The 17,133-nt window shown below is 58.5% G+C and carries 17 protein-coding genes; 3 read left to right on the forward strand and 14 right to left on the reverse strand.

Going from position 1 to position 17,133, the window contains the following annotated elements; genetic code table 11:
- Positions 1–8 precede the first annotated feature (8 nt).
- The 7 genes from Q0U90_RS09375 to Q0U90_RS09405 all read right to left on the reverse strand — a co-directional run bounded on the left by Q0U90_RS09375 (position 9) and on the right by Q0U90_RS09405 (position 4,623).
- Positions 9–149 carry a hypothetical protein gene (locus tag Q0U90_RS09375; RefSeq protein ID WP_297454071.1) on the reverse strand — a complete coding sequence of 47 codons (141 nt, stop codon included), beginning with the start codon at positions 147–149 and terminating at the stop codon, positions 9–11.
- On the reverse strand, positions 150–584 hold the full coding sequence (locus tag Q0U90_RS09380) for a YraN family protein (protein WP_297454074.1): 435 nt from the start codon (positions 582–584) through the stop codon (positions 150–152).
- A gap of 232 nt (positions 585–816) precedes the next feature.
- Complete coding sequence (locus Q0U90_RS09385; RefSeq protein ID WP_005509529.1) at positions 817–1,119, reverse strand: DUF2469 domain-containing protein; 303 nt, start codon at positions 1,117–1,119, stop codon at positions 817–819.
- A 65-nt stretch (positions 1,120–1,184) separates the two neighbouring features.
- Positions 1,185–1,820 (reverse strand): ribonuclease HII, encoded by a 636-nt coding sequence (locus Q0U90_RS09390; protein WP_297454199.1) that lies wholly within the window; start codon positions 1,818–1,820, stop codon positions 1,185–1,187.
- A gap of 52 nt (positions 1,821–1,872) precedes the next feature.
- On the reverse strand, positions 1,873–2,670 hold the full coding sequence (lepB, locus tag Q0U90_RS09395) for a signal peptidase I (RefSeq protein ID WP_297454077.1): 798 nt from the start codon (positions 2,668–2,670) through the stop codon (positions 1,873–1,875).
- A gap of 83 nt (positions 2,671–2,753) precedes the next feature.
- Entirely contained in the window at positions 2,754–3,095 is a 342-nt protein-coding gene (rplS, locus tag Q0U90_RS09400) for a 50S ribosomal protein L19 (RefSeq protein ID WP_297454080.1), read from the reverse strand.
- 139 nt (positions 3,096–3,234) lie between these two features.
- Positions 3,235–4,623, reverse strand: coding sequence for an HNH endonuclease signature motif containing protein (locus tag Q0U90_RS09405; protein WP_297454083.1), 1,389 nt, complete (start codon positions 4,621–4,623; stop codon positions 3,235–3,237).
- Between the two features lie 233 nt (positions 4,624–4,856).
- Between Q0U90_RS09405 and Q0U90_RS09410 the strand changes: the two genes are divergently transcribed.
- On the forward strand, positions 4,857–5,837 hold the full coding sequence (locus Q0U90_RS09410) for a DUF1648 domain-containing protein (RefSeq protein ID WP_297454086.1): 981 nt from the start codon (positions 4,857–4,859) through the stop codon (positions 5,835–5,837).
- A 39-nt stretch (positions 5,838–5,876) separates the two neighbouring features.
- Here the strand turns inward: Q0U90_RS09410 and Q0U90_RS09415 are convergent, their stop codons facing one another.
- Positions 5,877–8,195 carry a Tex family protein gene (locus Q0U90_RS09415; protein ID WP_297454089.1) on the reverse strand — a complete coding sequence of 773 codons (2,319 nt, stop codon included), beginning with the start codon at positions 8,193–8,195 and terminating at the stop codon, positions 5,877–5,879.
- 82 nt (positions 8,196–8,277) lie between these two features.
- Between Q0U90_RS09415 and Q0U90_RS09420 the strand changes: the two genes are divergently transcribed.
- Positions 8,278–8,772: a DUF1877 family protein gene (locus Q0U90_RS09420; protein WP_297454092.1), complete on the forward strand. Its 495-nt coding sequence runs from the start codon at positions 8,278–8,280 to the stop codon at positions 8,770–8,772.
- On the opposite strand, the gene Q0U90_RS09425 is transcribed toward Q0U90_RS09420, so the two are convergent.
- The 4 genes from Q0U90_RS09425 to rpsP all read right to left on the reverse strand — a co-directional run bounded on the left by Q0U90_RS09425 (position 8,732) and on the right by rpsP (position 11,356).
- Entirely contained in the window at positions 8,732–9,379 is a 648-nt protein-coding gene (locus Q0U90_RS09425) for a phosphatase PAP2 family protein (RefSeq protein ID WP_297454095.1), read from the reverse strand. The two genes, Q0U90_RS09420 and Q0U90_RS09425, sit on opposite strands and share 41 nt — an antisense overlap.
- Positions 9,379–10,266, reverse strand: a complete 888-nt coding sequence (gene trmD / locus Q0U90_RS09430) for a tRNA (guanosine(37)-N1)-methyltransferase TrmD (RefSeq protein ID WP_297454098.1) — start codon at positions 10,264–10,266, stop codon at positions 9,379–9,381. Before trmD ends, Q0U90_RS09425 begins: the two co-directional genes overlap by 1 nt.
- Complete coding sequence (rimM, locus tag Q0U90_RS09435) at positions 10,263–10,766, reverse strand: ribosome maturation factor RimM (protein WP_297454202.1); 504 nt, start codon at positions 10,764–10,766, stop codon at positions 10,263–10,265. The genes trmD and rimM overlap by 4 nt, the downstream gene beginning before the upstream one ends.
- A gap of 107 nt (positions 10,767–10,873) precedes the next feature.
- On the reverse strand, positions 10,874–11,356 hold the full coding sequence (gene rpsP / locus Q0U90_RS09440) for a 30S ribosomal protein S16 (RefSeq protein WP_297454100.1): 483 nt from the start codon (positions 11,354–11,356) through the stop codon (positions 10,874–10,876).
- 320 nt (positions 11,357–11,676) lie between these two features.
- Between rpsP and Q0U90_RS09445 the strand changes: the two genes are divergently transcribed.
- Positions 11,677–13,827 carry an acyltransferase family protein gene (locus Q0U90_RS09445; protein ID WP_297454102.1) on the forward strand — a complete coding sequence of 717 codons (2,151 nt, stop codon included), beginning with the start codon at positions 11,677–11,679 and terminating at the stop codon, positions 13,825–13,827.
- 16 nt (positions 13,828–13,843) lie between these two features.
- Here the strand turns inward: Q0U90_RS09445 and ffh are convergent, their stop codons facing one another.
- Together ffh and ftsY are read right to left on the reverse strand one after the other, a co-directional pair.
- Positions 13,844–15,466 (reverse strand): signal recognition particle protein, encoded by a 1,623-nt coding sequence (gene ffh, locus Q0U90_RS09450; protein ID WP_297454105.1) that lies wholly within the window; start codon positions 15,464–15,466, stop codon positions 13,844–13,846.
- 124 nt (positions 15,467–15,590) lie between these two features.
- Complete coding sequence (gene ftsY / locus Q0U90_RS09455) at positions 15,591–17,123, reverse strand: signal recognition particle-docking protein FtsY (protein WP_297454108.1); 1,533 nt, start codon at positions 17,121–17,123, stop codon at positions 15,591–15,593.
- Between the last annotated feature and the right edge of the window lie 10 nt (positions 17,124–17,133).

Consider the following 17,133-nt stretch of genomic DNA (forward strand, 5'->3'; position numbering starts at 1 on the left):
CCAGCCCATCAACACAGGGCCGTAAAAGAAGCGGAACTAAACCCAGGACGCTTCATCCCCGGCAGGCCTCGACCGACATCAGCTTCCACCTGCACAATGGTTCCCTCAATACCGCTGAGACTGACTGCAAGGGCTGTTCCGACAGTCATTTAGCAGTCCCACATGTTGGCATCGCCGATTGCGTGAATGTACGTCACTGCTGCAACTGGCGGACTGTCTGAAGAACTGGCCGAAGGACTGGACACCGTGACTTCTGCGCAGTCAATAGTGACGGCCTCCGCCCAGTACGTAAAGCTTTCGGACAGCCATTGTCCAGCCGCCTTGCGCAAATGCATGAGTTTCGTCGCTGTGATGGCTTCTCGACCATCCCCAAACTGGCTACTTCGCGAGCTGCGTCGTGTTTTTACTTCCACAAAATGCAGCGTGCCTTCGATGTCCTCCGCAATAATGTCAAGCTCATAGCGCCCGACACGCTCATTGCGAGCAACGATGTCCCACCCCTGGTCCTCCAACATCTCAGCGACGATATCCTCCCCTAACGCGCCGAGCTGCCTCGTGGTCAGTTCTTCAATGCTCTGTGTCATGTCGCTCTGTGTCATGTCGCTCTGTGTCATGTTCTCGGTCCCCTATTCCCCCGTCGAATTGTTGCCGTGGCTTACTGTTACCGTGGCTTACTGTTGCCGTGGCAGTTGGAAAACACTCTTGCACAGCGGACATGACAAAGGCCCTCCGAAAAGTGTTCGGAAGGCCTCAACTGTGGATAATTTTTCGACTGTGGATAACTGCTCGCAACTAGCTATAACAAACTATGACTAGCTACGGCAGACGTAGGTCAGGCTTATCCAATTCCTCAATGTTGACGTCCTTGAAGGTAATAACGCGCACGTAACGAACAAATCGCGCCGGGCGGTGCACGTCCCACACCCAGGCATCCGACATTCGCAGCTCGAAATAGACTTCGTTTTCGCTGTTGTGCGGAATCAGCTCTACAGCGTTGGCCAGGTAGAACCTGCGTTCCGTCTCAACGACGTAGGAAAACTGGCTAACAACATCGCGGAACTCCTTGTACAGGGAAAGTTCAACGTCGGCCTCGTAGTTTTCTAGATCTTCTGCGCTCACGACCGCGACGGCTCCTTCGAATTTTTACATGTTGCTCGTTTGTACATGTTGGTCTAAAGGCTGGCCTAGTTAAGGTGCTCAAGGTACTCCGCGTGTGCCATGCGCACATTGCGGTATGACCACCGATGCTCTGAGGTTGCGCCATAGCGCGAAATCGCCTCCATATGCGATGCCGTGCCGTAACCCTTATGCCCCGACAGACCATAGCCCGGATACTTTTCCGATAGGTCAACCATAATGCGGTCGCGGGTGACTTTGGCTAAGACACTCGCAGCGGCGATACATCGACAGGCGGAATCACCGCCAACAACGGGCAAATAGGGAGCGGTGAAGCCGGGGACCTTGAGCGCGTCGGTAAGCACATAGCCCGGACGTTTCCCGAGCCCAGCTACCGCGCGGCGCATCCCGGTTACGTTTGCATCCTGGATGCCGAATTGGTCGATGTAGGACGCGGGGATCGTCGTCACGCAAAAAGAGGTGGCGAAGCGTTGGATGAGTGGAAAGAGGCGCTCGCGTGCGGCGGGCGTGAGTTTCTTGGAATCGGTGAGCTTGTCGAGCTCTGCGATGGGGCGTTCGGGAAGGCAGCAGGCGGCGATGACGATTGGACCGGCGCAGGCACCACGGCCGGCTTCATCGACCCCAGCTACCGGACCGAAGCCGCGCTTTGCCAATGCGACTTCCATCGTGCGCGCTTGCTTCAGTCTGCGTAGTTTTGGTGCTGCGAGTGGTGCAGGAAGCCTAGTTGTGCTGGGCCTAGTTGTGCTGGATGTCCGGGTCATCGACGCCACCGATACGATTGAACGGCAGAATAATTGCCTGCACCTTGCCGACGACGTTATCCAGCGGCACAGTACCCTGCAGCTCGTCACCGATGTGGTAGCGAGAGTCTGCGGAGTTGGTGCGATTGTCACCCATGACCCACAAATGCCCCTCTGGCACAGTGACGGGTCCGAAGTACGGGCCACCACACTGAGCGGAACCGAGGTCCTCCGCGACGGGCTTATCCGCCGGAGTCTTAATGAAGTCCTGCTCCGTCATTTTGCCATCGACCATGATGCCGGGGTCTCCCGGACGACACTGCACGGTCTGGCCTCCCGTCGCAATCACACGTTTCACCAACGCGTTTTCATCGGGTGCGACCAGACCGATCCAGGATCCTACCGTCTGCAGCGAATTCGTTACCGGGTTCGTGGAACGCTGCGAGACATAGGTGCTGTTCCATGAGTCTGGGCCGTTGAATACGAGCACGTCGCCAGGCTTGGGATCCGAGAACCGGTAGGAAACCTTATCCACCCAAATGCGGTCACCAGTACAATCGGCGCAACCATTGAGCGTCGGTTGCATTGACTCGGATGGAATCACATAGACGCGGCCGATAAAGGACTGCACACCTGCACTAATAAGCAGGGCAATCACAATAATGATGGGGATTTCGATGTACCACGGCGTGCGCTTTTCCGGCTCCTCGTCAAGAGTTCGGAAGCCTTTCAAGCCCTCAGCACGGTCTTGTTCTTGGCCGTCAGTCTGTTCACGCGAATCGTCGTCGGTCATGAGAAACGACTATACGCGATAGAAAAATCCCCACCGAGCTCAACACTCGATGGGGAATATTTTGCGCCATAAGCGCCATAAGATTAGCGGCGCTCCTTGATGCGTGCAGCCTTACCGCGCAGGTTGCGCAGGTAGTACAGCTTCGCACGGCGAACGTCGCCCTTGAAGACGACGCGAATCTCATCGATGTTCGGGGAGTGCACCGGGAAGGTACGCTCAACAGCGATACCGAAGGAAACCTTGCGGACGGTGAAGGTCTCACGGATGCCGCCGCCCTGACGACGGATAACAACGCCCTTGAAGACCTGAATACGCTCAGTCTTACCCTCGACGATCTTCACGTCGACCTCGACGGTGTCACCAGCGCGGAACTCCGGGATATCGTCGCGCAGGTATGCTGCATCAACCTTGTCAAGAATGTTCATGGAAACTTATTCCTTTACTTTTTGCATAGACAGAGGACCCTGGCGGCACTTTCCCTCGGAGGGACGCTCGGCCGGTTCATGCCCGAAACAGGTAAAGCTGCCTATAAAGACAACCCGAAGATTATTACACACCCCCTGGTCAGAAACCAAACTCATTCATGTTCGGCGGGTCTTCGGTGTCGGGCGTGTCGGAGTCAGGCGTGTCGGTGTCTTCTCCCCTGCGCGCTTGCTCGACCAATTTCTGCGATTGCTCAATGAGCTCTTGGCGGTACTGGTTATATTCTTCCAGCGCTTGGGCCATTCGTAGCCCCCGCTTGTCAAAGGTGTAGCGCCCATGCCCGGCGAGCGGCCCGTCTTCCATGCTCACCGTCTTTTTGCCCGTGCTTGACGACGTCCACAGTTCCACACCATCTCGATCCCGTGCAACATTCCACAGTCCAGCCGTCTTCATGTTGTGATGTCGGCGACAGAGACAGTGAAGGTTGGGAGTTTCTGTTGCCCCACCTTCGGCTGGGTTTTCCTTGTTGTAGGGCTCAATATGGTCAATGTCGCAGAATTCTGCGGGGACATCGCAGCCAGGGAAGCGGCACGTCCCGTCGCGGCCTTGGATGTATGCTCGCTGGCTTTCAGTTGGGGTGTAGCCCTCCGCGGTTTCGTCGGCAAGCAAGCGGATATGCGTGACCTTGTCGATCCACGCCTGCGTTGCCAACTGCGAAATCCACCCCACACCGCCGAGCCAGGCGGTGCGCGGACGCTCTTCGGTAGCGGGACAGTACAGGTTCAGAACGATTTTCGCTTCCGCGGTGCCACGGATAAGGTGTGTCAGAGCTTCGACGCGGGTACAGCCGGCCGAGGTGGAGATAGCTTGGAGCGTGGCCTTGAATTCGAGAGCGCGGGTCTTTTCCAGCTCCATGAAAACTTCCGCAAAGTTGTCGCCGTCTTCAAAACCGATGCTCTCCCCTACTATCTCGCGCTCGCCAGCGGGAAGAAGCGGGTCAACGTCACCCGGAAGATTTTTCGGACGCAGCTGGGGTTCAATTTGTTCGATTACCCGTTGCAAGAACTTGTGCAGACTACGAATTCCTCGGAGAACTTCACCTTGTCTGCGAGGAATAACAAAGCGCGCAATCTCTTCCTCTACAACCTCGCGCACCTCTGGGTTTTGCAGTGGCGCCGTTGCGCGGGCAATGGTCAGCAGATGCCGAAAAGGCAAGTGAGCACGAGCCTTGACGAAAGCACCCAGCCGAGGCATGAGGGCTAGCTGGATCCCGACCTCCACATACTCCAACGCTTTACCACGGGCAATCCCCAGCTCGGGTGCAATCTCAGCAATGTAGGCATCCACATCTATTTCAAGCGACTGAGGCGCACAGCTCAAAGAAATATCCAGCTCTAAGCGATTGCGCTGGATGCCCGCAATCGCCAACGGATTAGTGGATGACTCGTGGAAAAACTGCGGCGCTTCAGGCAGCAGAGCCGCTTCGTAAACATCGGACGGTCGGTTGGCTGGACTAACTTGATCAGACATTGCTCCCCCAAAAGCCCCAACACCGAGAAGAGATGCTCAAGTACTTCATGATCTTGATGCTTTCATCTTAGCATACCTGTTCGATTGAACAACCCCTTTTTGCAAATTTTCTCGCATTTATTTTCGAGGTCATTGTTCGAGACGGACCATGCATCACCAAGGCGCACTAGCAACGTGCATCACCGACGTGCATCGCTGCCCTCCCCCCCCAAAAAAACTGCTAAATTGTCTCCATGCAGCAGATTCCACGCTTTGACCCCTGGATTGTTAGAGGAACAATCATCGCCCCGTGCGTTCTGGCCATTGCACAGCTTCTGTGGGTAATTGCCATTTCTGACCGACTACCGGAGCAATTAGCAACGCACTGGAGCGGCGGCGACACGCCAGACGGTTTCATGCCGCCGATTCAAAGCACATTGATTACGGCCATCATCGTCATCGCATGTGCGCAGATCGGTTGGCTCGGCGCCAAGACTAAAACGCCGCTTGTCGTACGCAAGCCAATTGCAATAACCAATCTCGCCCTGTGCGGCTTCTTAATCGGCATTGAATTCGCGATTATCATCCCGCAACTCAACACGACGGATCCGACGACCGCCCGAATCGGCTGGTTTTATGCAATCGCCGGTGTCGTCATCGGTCTAGTCGCTGCCCTATTCGTGGCGCGCCGCCTCAAGGACTACTCTTCGCTTACCGACGCCACGGTCACCGAACCTGCATCGCCAGAGTTGCCCCACAGAGAAGGAGACCCGACTCCCATCGATGTCAGTGTGACCATCTCTAAGGGTGTCAAGGTCGCCCTCGCAGTCTGGTGCGTGGTGTCTGTAGCGCTCGCAGTGTTCCTTCCCAGCCTCGGCATTATTTTCCTGCTGTGCACGCCGCTATTCCTCATTGCATATGAGACCGGCATAACACTAAATACCGACCCAAAGACAGATTCCATCACTATTTTTAACGGTTGCGGACCATTGAAGATGAAGCACCGCATCGAGCTTCGAACCGTTAAGTACGCGGCACCGGGGAAATATAACTGGGCCGATGGTGGCGGTATTGGCCTTCGCCTCGGCAATGACGGTCGCATCAGCGTTGCGGCCCGGTCGGGCGAGGCCGTCAAGATTGAGACTTCAGGCTCCAGCTACACCATCGTCGTACCGGATGGAATGGCTGCGACTGTCGCGGGAGAGATCAACAGCCGCATCGACGCTATGCGCTAATGGCTATGCGCTAATGGCTATGCGCTAATAAATCAAGCGCTAAAAGCCCGCCCTGCGCAGCGCGTCGGCCATGGAACCGCCTCCACCGCGAGCGCCGCCGCGCTTCTTATTCTGGTTGTTCTGAGAACCCCGCTTTCGGCCGCCTCCACGGCGTTCCCCGCGACCGCCTGCACTTTTCGGCTTGGGTTCCGAGGCATCGTCGTCAAGCCTGAGCGATAGACCAATGCGGTTGCGTTCGACGTCAACGTCGAGCACCTTCACCTTGACGACCTCACCTGAGCGGACAACCTCATGCGAATCGGAGACGAAGCCCCGGGCCATGTTGGAGATGTGGACCAGACCGTCCTGGTGGACTCCGACATCGACGAAGGCGCCGAAGGCCGCGACGTTGGTGACCGTGCCCTCGAGGATCATGCCGGGCTTAAGGTCGGAGACCTTTTCCACGCCTTCCTTGAAAGTGGCGGTGACGAACTCGGGACGCGGGTCGCGACCGGGTTTGTCCAGCTCGGTCAAGATGTCCTGGATTGTGGGCAGACCGATGCCGACAGACTCGTCGACGAAGTCTTCGGCACGCACCTTGGACAGGACGCGGGAGTTGCCGATGAGCTCCTGGACACTAACGCCAGCTGACGCAGCGATGGCATCGACAACGCGGTAGGACTCGGGGTGAACTGCAGAGGCATCCAGCGGGTTGGTAGCACCGTGAATGCGCAGGAAGCCAGCACACTGCTCGAAGGCCTTGGGGCCGAGACGCGGAACCTTCAGCAATTCCTTGCGGGAGGCGAAGGCGCCGTTTTCGTCTCGGTAGGCGACAATGTTGTCCGCCACCGTCGAGGACACACCGGCGACGCGGCCGAGCAGCGGCGCGGATGCGGTATTGACCTCCACACCGACAGCATTCACCGCGTCCTCCACCACAGCGTCCAGGGAGTGCTCGAGCTTGGTCTGGGAAACGTCGTGCTGGTACTGGCCGACGCCGATGGACTTCGGGTCGATTTTAACGAGCTCGGCAAGCGGATCCTGCAGGCGGCGGGCAATCGAGACCGCACCGCGGAGAGAGACATCCATATCTGGGAACTCGGCTGCTGCCAGGGACGATGCGGAGTACACGGAAGCACCGGCCTCAGATACCACCACAGGGGTCGGCTTCTTGCCTCCAGCCTGAGCGATGAGGTCGGCGATTTCGCGGGCCAGGGTTTCGGTCTCTCGGGAAGCGGTGCCGTTACCGATGGCCATGAGCTCCACACGGTGCGTGGCGCAGAGAGTTGCCAGCTGCTCCTTGGCACCGGCCCAATCATTGCGCGGCTGGTGCGGGTAGACGATGGTAGTGTCGAGCACCTTTCCTGTGGAGTCGACCACTGCACACTTCACACCGTTGCGGTATCCCGGGTCCAGGCCGAGCGTGGCGCGCTGGCCAGCCGGTGCGGCCAGCAACAGGTCGCGCAGGTTACGGGCGAAGACATCCACGGCCTCAGCTTCGGCGCGCTCCTTCAAGCGGGTACGGGCATCGAGGGCAGCGGACACCTCCAACTTGGTGCGCCAACCGAAGCGAATGGCCTGGTCGATCCACTTGGAAGCACCGCCGTCGGGAAGCTCGAAGGCCTCACGAATCATGTGCTCGTAAGTCTCGTCCTCACCCGCATCGATGTTGAGAGTCAGAATGCCCTCGGCCTCACCGCGCAACACGGCCAACACGCGGTGGCTCGGCATGGTCTCCAGTGGCTCGTTGTGCTCAAAGTAATCGCGGTACTTCGCGCCCGCGGTCTCCTTGCCCTCCACCACGGCAGCAGCGGCGGAACCGGAGGACCATACCTTTTCACGCACGGAACCAACCAGATCAGCGTCAGTAGCGAAGCGGTCGACCAAGATGGCGCGAGCACCGGTCAGGGCATCCTTCGCGTCCTTGCCAGCTGCTTCGCCGTACTTGGCAGCCAACGCCTCAGGGTCTGCGGCGGGGTCGGCCAGCAGCTCCTCCACCAGCGGTTCGTACCCGGCCTCACGCGCAATATCGGCCTTGGTCTTGCGCTTCTTCTTGTACGGCAGGTAGAGGTCCTCCAACCGAGCCTTGGTGTCACAGGCGAGGATGGCGGCCTTCAGGTCGTCGTTAAGCTTTCCCTGCTCTTCGATAACGGCGAGAATCGTCTGCTTGCGCTCTTCCAATTCGCGCAGGTAGACGACGCGTTCCTCGATGAAACGCAGCTGTGTGTCGTCGAGTCCGCCGGTTACTTCCTTGCGGTAGCGGGCGATGAAGGGCACGGTGTTGCCTTCATCGAGAAGTTTGATGGCAGCGGCGACGGAGCTCTCGGCAACGTCCGCACCAGTGGCAGCGAGTTCTCGGGCAATTACTGATGAAATCACCCGGGCAACTTTACTATCGTGGAAGTACCGATTGGCGAACGCCCCACAGAAGGCTCGCAGTAATCCCCGGAAAAGGAGCCCCATGAAGCAGAAACTCTGTGCCGAATACCTGCGCATCTCCGACGAGGAGGCAGCGCGGCTAGTTGAGGTCGCAGCGCCTGCCGCGACCAGCGAGGGCGGCACGGCGGGGCTTGTCAACGACGGCGCGGAGAAGATTATCCTACAGCACTTCGTCGACGTTCCGGACGAAGATGCCCTGGATATCGACACCGACTGGGAGTCCCTGCTGCGCACCCTGACAGGTAATCCCATCGACGGCCAGGCTCTCGGCGACCCGTTGGCCGAGGCTATCCTCGGCGCCGACCGCGTCTGCCGCAAGCCGCTGTCCGCAGTCATCCGCGCCGATCGCGTCGACGATGTCTATCAGACGCTGGCGAACATCGATCTTGCCGCTCGCATCAAGGACAACGGTTCGCTTATCGACGAAACCACCGCGGCCAAGCGCTACCGCGAACTCGTGGCCTTTTACGAGGAGACTATGGCAGCGCATACCGCCGTGCTCGTGGCCATTTCCTAAGTACGAGCAGCGCAACGGCCAGGCCAATAACCCCGGCGATGAGACCGCCAATGACATCAGTGAGCCAATGCGCCCCAACCCACACGCGCGACAGTGCCACGGCGCCGATTAGTGCGATGATGGCCAGGTCGAGCAATTTGCGGGCGGTGCGCCGCAACACCGGGATGGCCAGCTGCATCGTGGCCATACCGCTGGAGGTAACCGCCGCCACATGGGCGGAGGGAAATGCCGCGTCGTGCAGGTTGACCAGGGAGAACTCTTCTCCTGGACGGTCGCGGTCTACAAACCACTTCATGGCGTAGGTCACCGCAATCGCCGAGCCGAATGATGCCGGCAGCAACAGCGCCCACGCGCGAAAGCGAAACCACAGGAGTGCTGCCGCAACAAGAGTGGCCGGTGCTATGTACATCGGCCGGATTATCTCGCTCAGGCCCACCATAAAGCTGTCGACGCGACCATCCCGCGCGCCCTGGAGCCCACTGACCCAGCCAGCAAAGGACTGATCCACACTCCCCGCCAGCTGCGTCTGGGTAAACCATGCCAGTGCCCCGAGGACTGCCAACCAGCCAACGACGTGCCGGGGGCACGCAATTCGGACACGTGCCACTAGCGATTCTCCTCGGCTACTTCTGCGATTGTTTCTTTGACCACTTCTCGGTCACGGGCGCTGAGGTCGACATCGGCAAGCAAATCGGGGCGGCGTTCGGCCGTACGAATCAGCGCCTGATCACGCCGCCAGCGGTCCACCAGTCCATGATTTCCGCTGAGCAGAACATCCGGCACTTCCAAGCCACGCCACTCACGCGGCTTGGTGTACGACGGCCCCTCAAGTAGACCGTCCGAGAAGGAGTCCTCCTCATGGCTCTTCCGGTTGCCCAACACGCCCGGAATCAACCGCACGACGGACTCGGCGATGACCAGCACTGCCACTTCCCCACCGATCAGCACATAGTCGCCGATAGAGACCTCACGCACGCGGTAGCGGTTGGCAGCGTCGTCAATAACGCGCTGGTCAATGCCCTCATAGCGACCGCACGCGAACACAATGTGCTCCTCGTGGGAGAACTCCTGCGCCATCTGCTGCGTAAACGGCTCGCCCGCCGGCGTCGGGACGATGAGCAGCGGCTTCGCTGCGTCTTCCTCGCTTAACGACGGCGCTTCCGCTGCAGCATAGGAAGATTCCTCGGCCAAGCCCAGCTTTTGATCGTGACGGACATTGTCCAGGTGCGGCACCGCGGATGTGAGCGACTGCTCCGCTTTCAACGCCGCCACCGCATCGAGAGCGGGACCCCAGACATCCGGCTTCATAACCATGCCGGGGCCACCGCCGTAGGGGGAATCATCCACGGCCTGGTGCACACCTGGCGCCCAGTCGCGCAGGTTGTGCACGCCGACGCTCAAAATGCCCTGCTCAATAGCCTTGCCCAGCAGCGCATGACGCAGCGGCTCGAGGTACTCCGGGAAGATGGTAACTACATCGAGACGTAAGCTCACAGCTCCAACAGTCCTTCCGGCGGAGTGATGGTGACTGTCGAGTTCTCCAGGTCAACCTCCGGGACAATTTCCTCTACCAGAGGGATGAGGACCTCCCGGGCCCCGTCGTCAAGAGTGACCTCAAGGAGACGGTGCGCGGGTGCTCGGACGATGGACGTGACCTCGCCGATGTCGGTGCCGTTGTGGAGTACGCGCAAACCTTCAAGCTCAAAGTCGTAAAAATCCTCGTCTTCGAAAACAGGCTCGGCGTAGAACTTCATGCCGCGGTGGCGCTCGGCCTCGTTGCGACCCGGGATTTCCTCGAAGCGAACCAGTAGCCGCCCCTGATGCGACCGTGCCGTTTTCACGGTCAGCTGTTCCTCGCGGCCAGCTTGTACGCCCAACAGCGTGGCGCCAACTGCGAAACGCCCCTCCGGGTCATCCGTAGTCACATCGACAACGACCTCCCCCCGCACACCGTGGGGCTTAATGACCCGACCAATTAGCACCATGTCAGCCACCGACACGCGCACACTCCCGTTCTGTAAAAGCACTTTATATAAACAAAAAGGCGCCACCCAACACTTCGTCTTGAAGTATAAGGTAGCGCCCGGATTAGCTAAGCGGCTTACTCAGCGTCCTCAGAAGTCTCGGACTCAGCAGTCTCAGCCTCAGCAGCCTTAGCGGCCTCCTCAGCTTCCTTAGCAGCCTTAGCTGCTTCCTTGGCCTCGCGGCGCTTAGCGGTGATGGCCTCAGCGGACGGGCCGTTGTTGGCCTCTTCAAGAGCCTTGTTGAACAGCTCGAGCTTGGTCGGCTTCGGCTCAGCAACCTTCAGGGTACCCTCTGCACCCTCAAGACCCTTGAACTTCTGCCAGTCACCGGTGACCTTCAGCAGAGCCAGAACCGGCTCGGTCGGCTGTGCGCCGACGCCCAGCCAGTACTGAACGCGCTCGGAGTCGATCTGGATAACCGACGGCTCTTCCTTCGGCTGGTAGATGCCCAGGTTCTCAATGACCTTGCCGTTACGGCGGGTGCGAGCGTCGGAAACGATAACGCGGTACTGCGGGGTACGAATCTTACCCAGGCGCTGCAGCTTAATCTTGACTGCCATGAGGAGTTCCTCTTTCTTCTATGTCACTGGACAATACTTATGCATCCGGGCCCGCTAGTAACTACTGACTATGTACTTACGCTGTACAAACGACGTGCCTCGGACCGGTTTTGTCCTTGGAATGTTTACACTGCGCGTGACCACCGGGCGGCCGTGGCCGGATCCGATGAATTCGCAGTTGTGCCTCACATGAGACAACTCGAGGAATGTTACCAGCAGGTTTGAACAAATAACAAAACCCATATGCTGAGCGCCATATGCACAACGCTCGCCACCTTCTAAAGCTGAACGTCGTTGACTGTGGGGTAACGTAACAACCTATGAAAACCACCGGCACCCAATATAGATACGACTTGGACGGACTACGGGGTATATCGATTGCCCTCGTAGTCCTTTTCCACGTCTACGTCGGCCGCGTTTCCGGTGGTGTGGATGTTTTCCTCCTGCTCTCCGGGTTTTTCTTCTTTGGCGCGCAGTACCGCAACGCCATCAACCCCAGGCAATCCATCAACCCATGGTGGAGCATCTGGCGAACACTTCGCCGCTTAATCCCAACATTAGTGCTGGTCCTCTTCGCGACGACACTGTTTGTCATCGTTTTCCTCCCCTCACTTCGCACTATCGATATGGCCCAGCAGGTCCGCGCCAGCCTGCTGTACTACCAGAACTACGAACTGGCGCTCCAGGGATCGGACTACGCTGCCGCTGACAGTGAAACCTCACCGCTGCAGCATCTGTGGTCAATGTCGGTGCAGGGGCAGTTCTACTTGGGATCAATTCTGCTGATTTCCCTGCTCGCCTGGATAACACGCTCGCCGGAAATCGTCGGTTCGATCACCTCACCTGCGGACGCGAAGCGTACCGACGCCACCGGGGGCAAACTCCGCCGAATCCTCATCCCGTTGCTGGTTGTCATTACTATCGGTTCGCTTGCGTATGCCTTCTATATGCACTCCGAGAACCAGGGGTGGAACTACTACTCCACCGTCAGTCGACTGTGGGAGCTGGGACTCGGCGCGCTGCTCGGACTAGTTCTTGTCCGCGGCAGCATCCCTATGCCCAAGCTGCTGCGAGTAACTCTGGCGACTGTTGGACTTGCGCTAGTCGTCTCCACCGGCTTCATTTTCGATGGCGCCGCTCAGTTCCCAGGCCCATGGACACTATGGCCACTCGGTGGCGCGGCGCTGATTATCATCGCCGGCCCCAATGCCGGTTGGATTTCCACGTTCCTAGCCAGCCGACCAATGCGAGACATCGGACAGAGCGCGTACGCCCTCTACCTCTGGCACTGGCCACTGCTCATTCTGGCGACAAACTACCTTAACCGCGATGTTCCCGGGATTAAGCTGGGCACCGCAGTCATTATCGTTTCCTTCATTCTGGCCAAGCTCACCAACAAATACGTCGAGCTGCCACTGGCTCAGTCAAGTCGCCGCCCGACTCGCACACAGCCCGTCGTCGGCAATGCTATCCATGCAATAAAGACTCGCCGCCCAGCCCGACGTCGTGCAATTGCAAGCGCCGTACTCGTTGTCATGATGGTTGGCATGTCCAGCCTCGTCACTGTCCAACAGGTACGTGTCGACCGCGCCGCCACCGCAAAACTCGATCCGCTGATCTACCCAGGCGCACTCGCGCTTACCGACGGATACAAGGTTCCCAAGACGGCCCCCAAACCAAATACCGACTTCATCACCGATCTGTGGCCAGAGCCGGCCCTAGATGGCTGCCTCGCGACAAGCGAAGAAGACATCGCCTTCTTTCCTACACACCGTCGTTGGCGCGATGAGAGTAAACCCTGTGTCTATGGAGATTCAAGCGCCAACAAGGCAATTGTCTTAATCGGCGGTTCCCATATGGAGCACTGGTTTGCTCCGATCGATGCCTACGGCAAGAAGCACGGATACCGAGTGATACCGCTTCTACGCCAGGGGTGCCCCGCGACCTTAGAGCCAATTCACGGTGTCGGCGAAACCTGCATGCCTCGGACAATTGAGGCACTGAAGAAAATTGACGAGATTCAACCGGAGATGGTTTTTACCACATCCACCAGGCCCCTGTTTCAGGCGGATCCGCCGCAGCCCGGGGACTACACCCCCAGTGGCTACATTGCGTTTTTTGAAGCTATGCAAGAGCGCGGAATCGATTTCTTCGCCATCCGTGACAACCCCTGGGCCCTGCACCCGGACTTGAATCAGTTCCTGCCAAGCGTGTGTAACGACGCTGAGGAAGATTGCACTATTGCCCGAGAAACAGCCTTAAGTGCAAAAAATCCCGCTGAGGAGATTCTTGCGAATTTCCCCAACGGGCATAGCCTGGATTTCTCCGACGTCTTCTGCGGGCCGACAACCTGCCGAAATATCATCGGCAACATCTACGTCTATCGCGACAGCAATCACATCACCGATGAATTGGCGTCCACCTTCAGCACGGAGATGGAGCGCCAGATTCAGGCGAGCTTGCAGGGCTAGCTAGGCCTAGCCGCGGCTACTTCTTGCCCTGCTTGCCCTGACCAAAGTCGAGGTTATTGAGGTCGAAATCCTCCATCCCCTCTGGCAGCTGGTTGCCCATCTGCTTCTGCAACTTCTGCAGTTCAGCCATGCTGGGCATACCTGGCATCCCCTGCATGCCAGGCATACCGGGCATTCCAGGCATTCCGCCACCGCGCATCGCCTTCGGTGGTGTCGGACCGCGGTTAGCGCCCTTGCGCTTGTTCTTGCCCTTGCCCTTTCGGCCACGCTTGGCCTTACGATTCGATGGGCGGCCACCGCCCATACCGAAACGACCGGCCATTTGCGCCATCATCTTCCGAGCCTCATTAAAGCGCTCGATCAGTTGGTTGACTTCCGAGACGGATACGCCGGAACCGTTGGCGATACGACGACGTCGTGAAGCGTTGAGAATCTTCGGATTCTCTCGCTCTTCCGGAGTCATACCGCGGATAATCGCCTCGATGCGGTCGAGCTGCTTTTCATCGACCATCTCGGCGGCCTTGGACATTTCCGCGCCGCCGGGGAGCATCTTGAGAATATTTCCAATTGGCCCCATCTTGCGGACCATCATCATCTGCTCGAGGAAGTCCTCGAGAGTCAGCTCGCCGGAGCCAATCTTCTGGGCGGACTTGGCAGCCTGTTCATGGTCGATTTCCTTGGAAGCGACCTCAACCAGAGTCTTCAGATCACCCATGCCCAGGATACGGCTGGCCATACGGTCTGGGTGGAAGACATCGAAGTCCTCCAGCTTTTCGCCCGTGGAGGCGAACAAAATGGGCTTTCCGGTGACCTCACGAATGGACAGCGCGGCACCACCGCGTGCGTCACCGTCGAGCTTGGTGAGCACAACGCCGGTGAAGTCGACACCGTCGCGGAAGGCCTTGGCGGTCTCGACTGCGTCCTGACCAATCATGGAATCAATGACGAACAGAACTTCGTGCGGCTTGATGGCATCGCGGATATCGCGCGCCTGCTTCATCAGCACCTCGTCGATACCCAGGCGGCCTGCGGTATCGATAATCACTACGTCATGACGGTGCTGGCGCGCGTACGCGAGACCTCGGAACGCGGCGTCAACTGGGTTGTCCTCGCTGGTGCCCATCTCGTGGGTAGAGTCGAGGCTAGTGCCCGGGAATGGCGCGAAGCACGGGACGCCTGCACGCTCAGCGACGATTTCCAGCTGTTGCACAGCACCCGGACGCTGCAGGTCACAGGCAACGAGAACCGGGGTGTGCCCCTGATCCGTGAGGTACTTGGCCAACTTACCGGCCAAGGTGGTCTTACCTGCACCCTGCAGACCGGCCAGCATGATGACCGTTGGCGGCTGCTTCGACATATTGAGGCGTCGAGTCTCACCGCCGAGGATGTTGATCAGTTCCTCATTGACGACCTCAATAATCTGGTTGGCCGGGTTGACCGTCTGGCTGTCAATAATTTCGTTAGCGCGTTCCTTAATGCGCTTAATGAAAGTACGGACAACCTCGAGGGAGACATCGGCTTCCAGAAGAGCCAGCCGAATCTCGCGGGCGGTGGCGTTAATATCCGCCTCGGTCAGGCGACCCTTCCCGCCCAGGCCCCGCAGGGCACCCGTCAAACGATCGGAAAGAGACTCAAACAAGTTTCCAGCTCCCCTTTTGCCTTATCTTTTCTTAACTGTTCTACCGTACCCGCTGGCTCCTAGGTTTGGCACATATCTCCGCTCATGGGCCTGCTGGGGGCTGGAAATCTCCGGCTTGTTCTTGCTATTTGCGACCACCGAGCAGCGCGTCGACAAAGCTCTCCGGCTCAAACGGCGCCAAGTGGTCAGCACCCTCACCGAGGCCGACCAACTTAACCGGCACACCCAGCTCATTTTGTACCTGGAAGACAATACCGCCCTTTGCGGTGCCATCCAGCTTGGTCAGAGCAACGCCAGTGATGTCCACAACGTCACGGAAGGTACGAGCCTGCAGCAGACCATTCTGGCCAACCGTAGCGTCCAGAACCAGGATGACCTCGTCTACCTGAGCCTTCTTCTCCACGACACGCTTAATCTTGTCCAATTGGTCCATCAGACCAACCTTGGTGTGCAGACGGCCAGCGGTGTCAATGAGCACCACATCAGCACCGGACTCAATGCCGTGGGCCACCGCCTCGAATGCAATGGAGGCCGGGTCCGCACCTTCGGCACCACGAACAGTTTCCGCACCAACGCGACGGCCCCAGGTCTCCAGCTGATCTGCCGCAGCAGCACGGAAGGTATCGGCTGCACCGAGAACAACATGGTGGCCACCGGCAACCAGCACACGAGCCAGTTTGCCCGTCGTCGTAGTCTTGCCAGTGCCGTTGACACCGACCACCAGAATCACTGCGGGCTTCCCCTCGTGCGGAAGTGCGCGAATGGAGCGATCCATCTCAGGCTTGCACTCCTCAATCAGCACCTCACGCAGCAGGGCACGCGCCTGCTCTTCCGTGCTCACCTTCTGGCTGGCGATACGCTCACGCAGCTTATCGACGACACGCTGCGTCGCAGCCGCGCCGAGGTCAGCCATCACCAGGATGTCCTCGACCTCTTCCCACGCGTCCTCATCGAGGTCACCAGCGCCCAGAATGCCCAGCACGGATTGCCCAATCGCATTCTGCGAACGAGAGAGTCGACCGCGCAGACGGCCCAAACGCCCCTCAGCGGGATCGATGGACTCAATCTGCTGTTCTGGCTCTGGCTTGACCTCGGGTTCTGGAGCCGGTTCTGGTTCTGGAGCCGGTTCTGGTTCTGGCGCAGGAACTACCTCTACCTCAGGCTCTGCCTTCTGTTCTGGTTTCGCCTGTGGCTTTGGCTCAGATTCGGGTTCCTGTTCCCCACCGGTAGGCAAATCAATGGGAATCTCCCGCATTACGCGGTCGTGATTCCCCTCCATTTCGGTGGGGTTATCGGGAATAGGCAGTTGGCCTTCCGGCTTCAGCAGGGAACCATCCGTCGACTTATCAACAGGCTCATCTGCCCGCTTTTCAACTGGTTCCGGGGCCTGCTTTTCAATAGGCTTTTCCGCCGGCTTGGGCATCGGTTTTTCAACCGGCTGCTTCTCGCGGGTAGCGGTTCCGCCGCTTGCCGGAGCAAAGTTAAAACCACTAGTGGCCTGGTAATTTCCAGACTTCTCCTGCTGGGTGAGCTCCTTAGTCTCTTCCTTAGCAAAAGAAATGCGCTGGTTCTTCCTGCGGACGTAGCCCACAACAAAAAGCAGCGCGATAATAACGACAATCGCGACGACGAGGAGTATCCACTGAGTTGGAGTCATAACTCTCATT

Origin of the sequence: uncultured Corynebacterium sp., assembly GCF_946998835.1 — a bacterium.
Lineage (GTDB): Bacteria > Actinomycetota > Actinomycetes > Mycobacteriales > Mycobacteriaceae > Corynebacterium.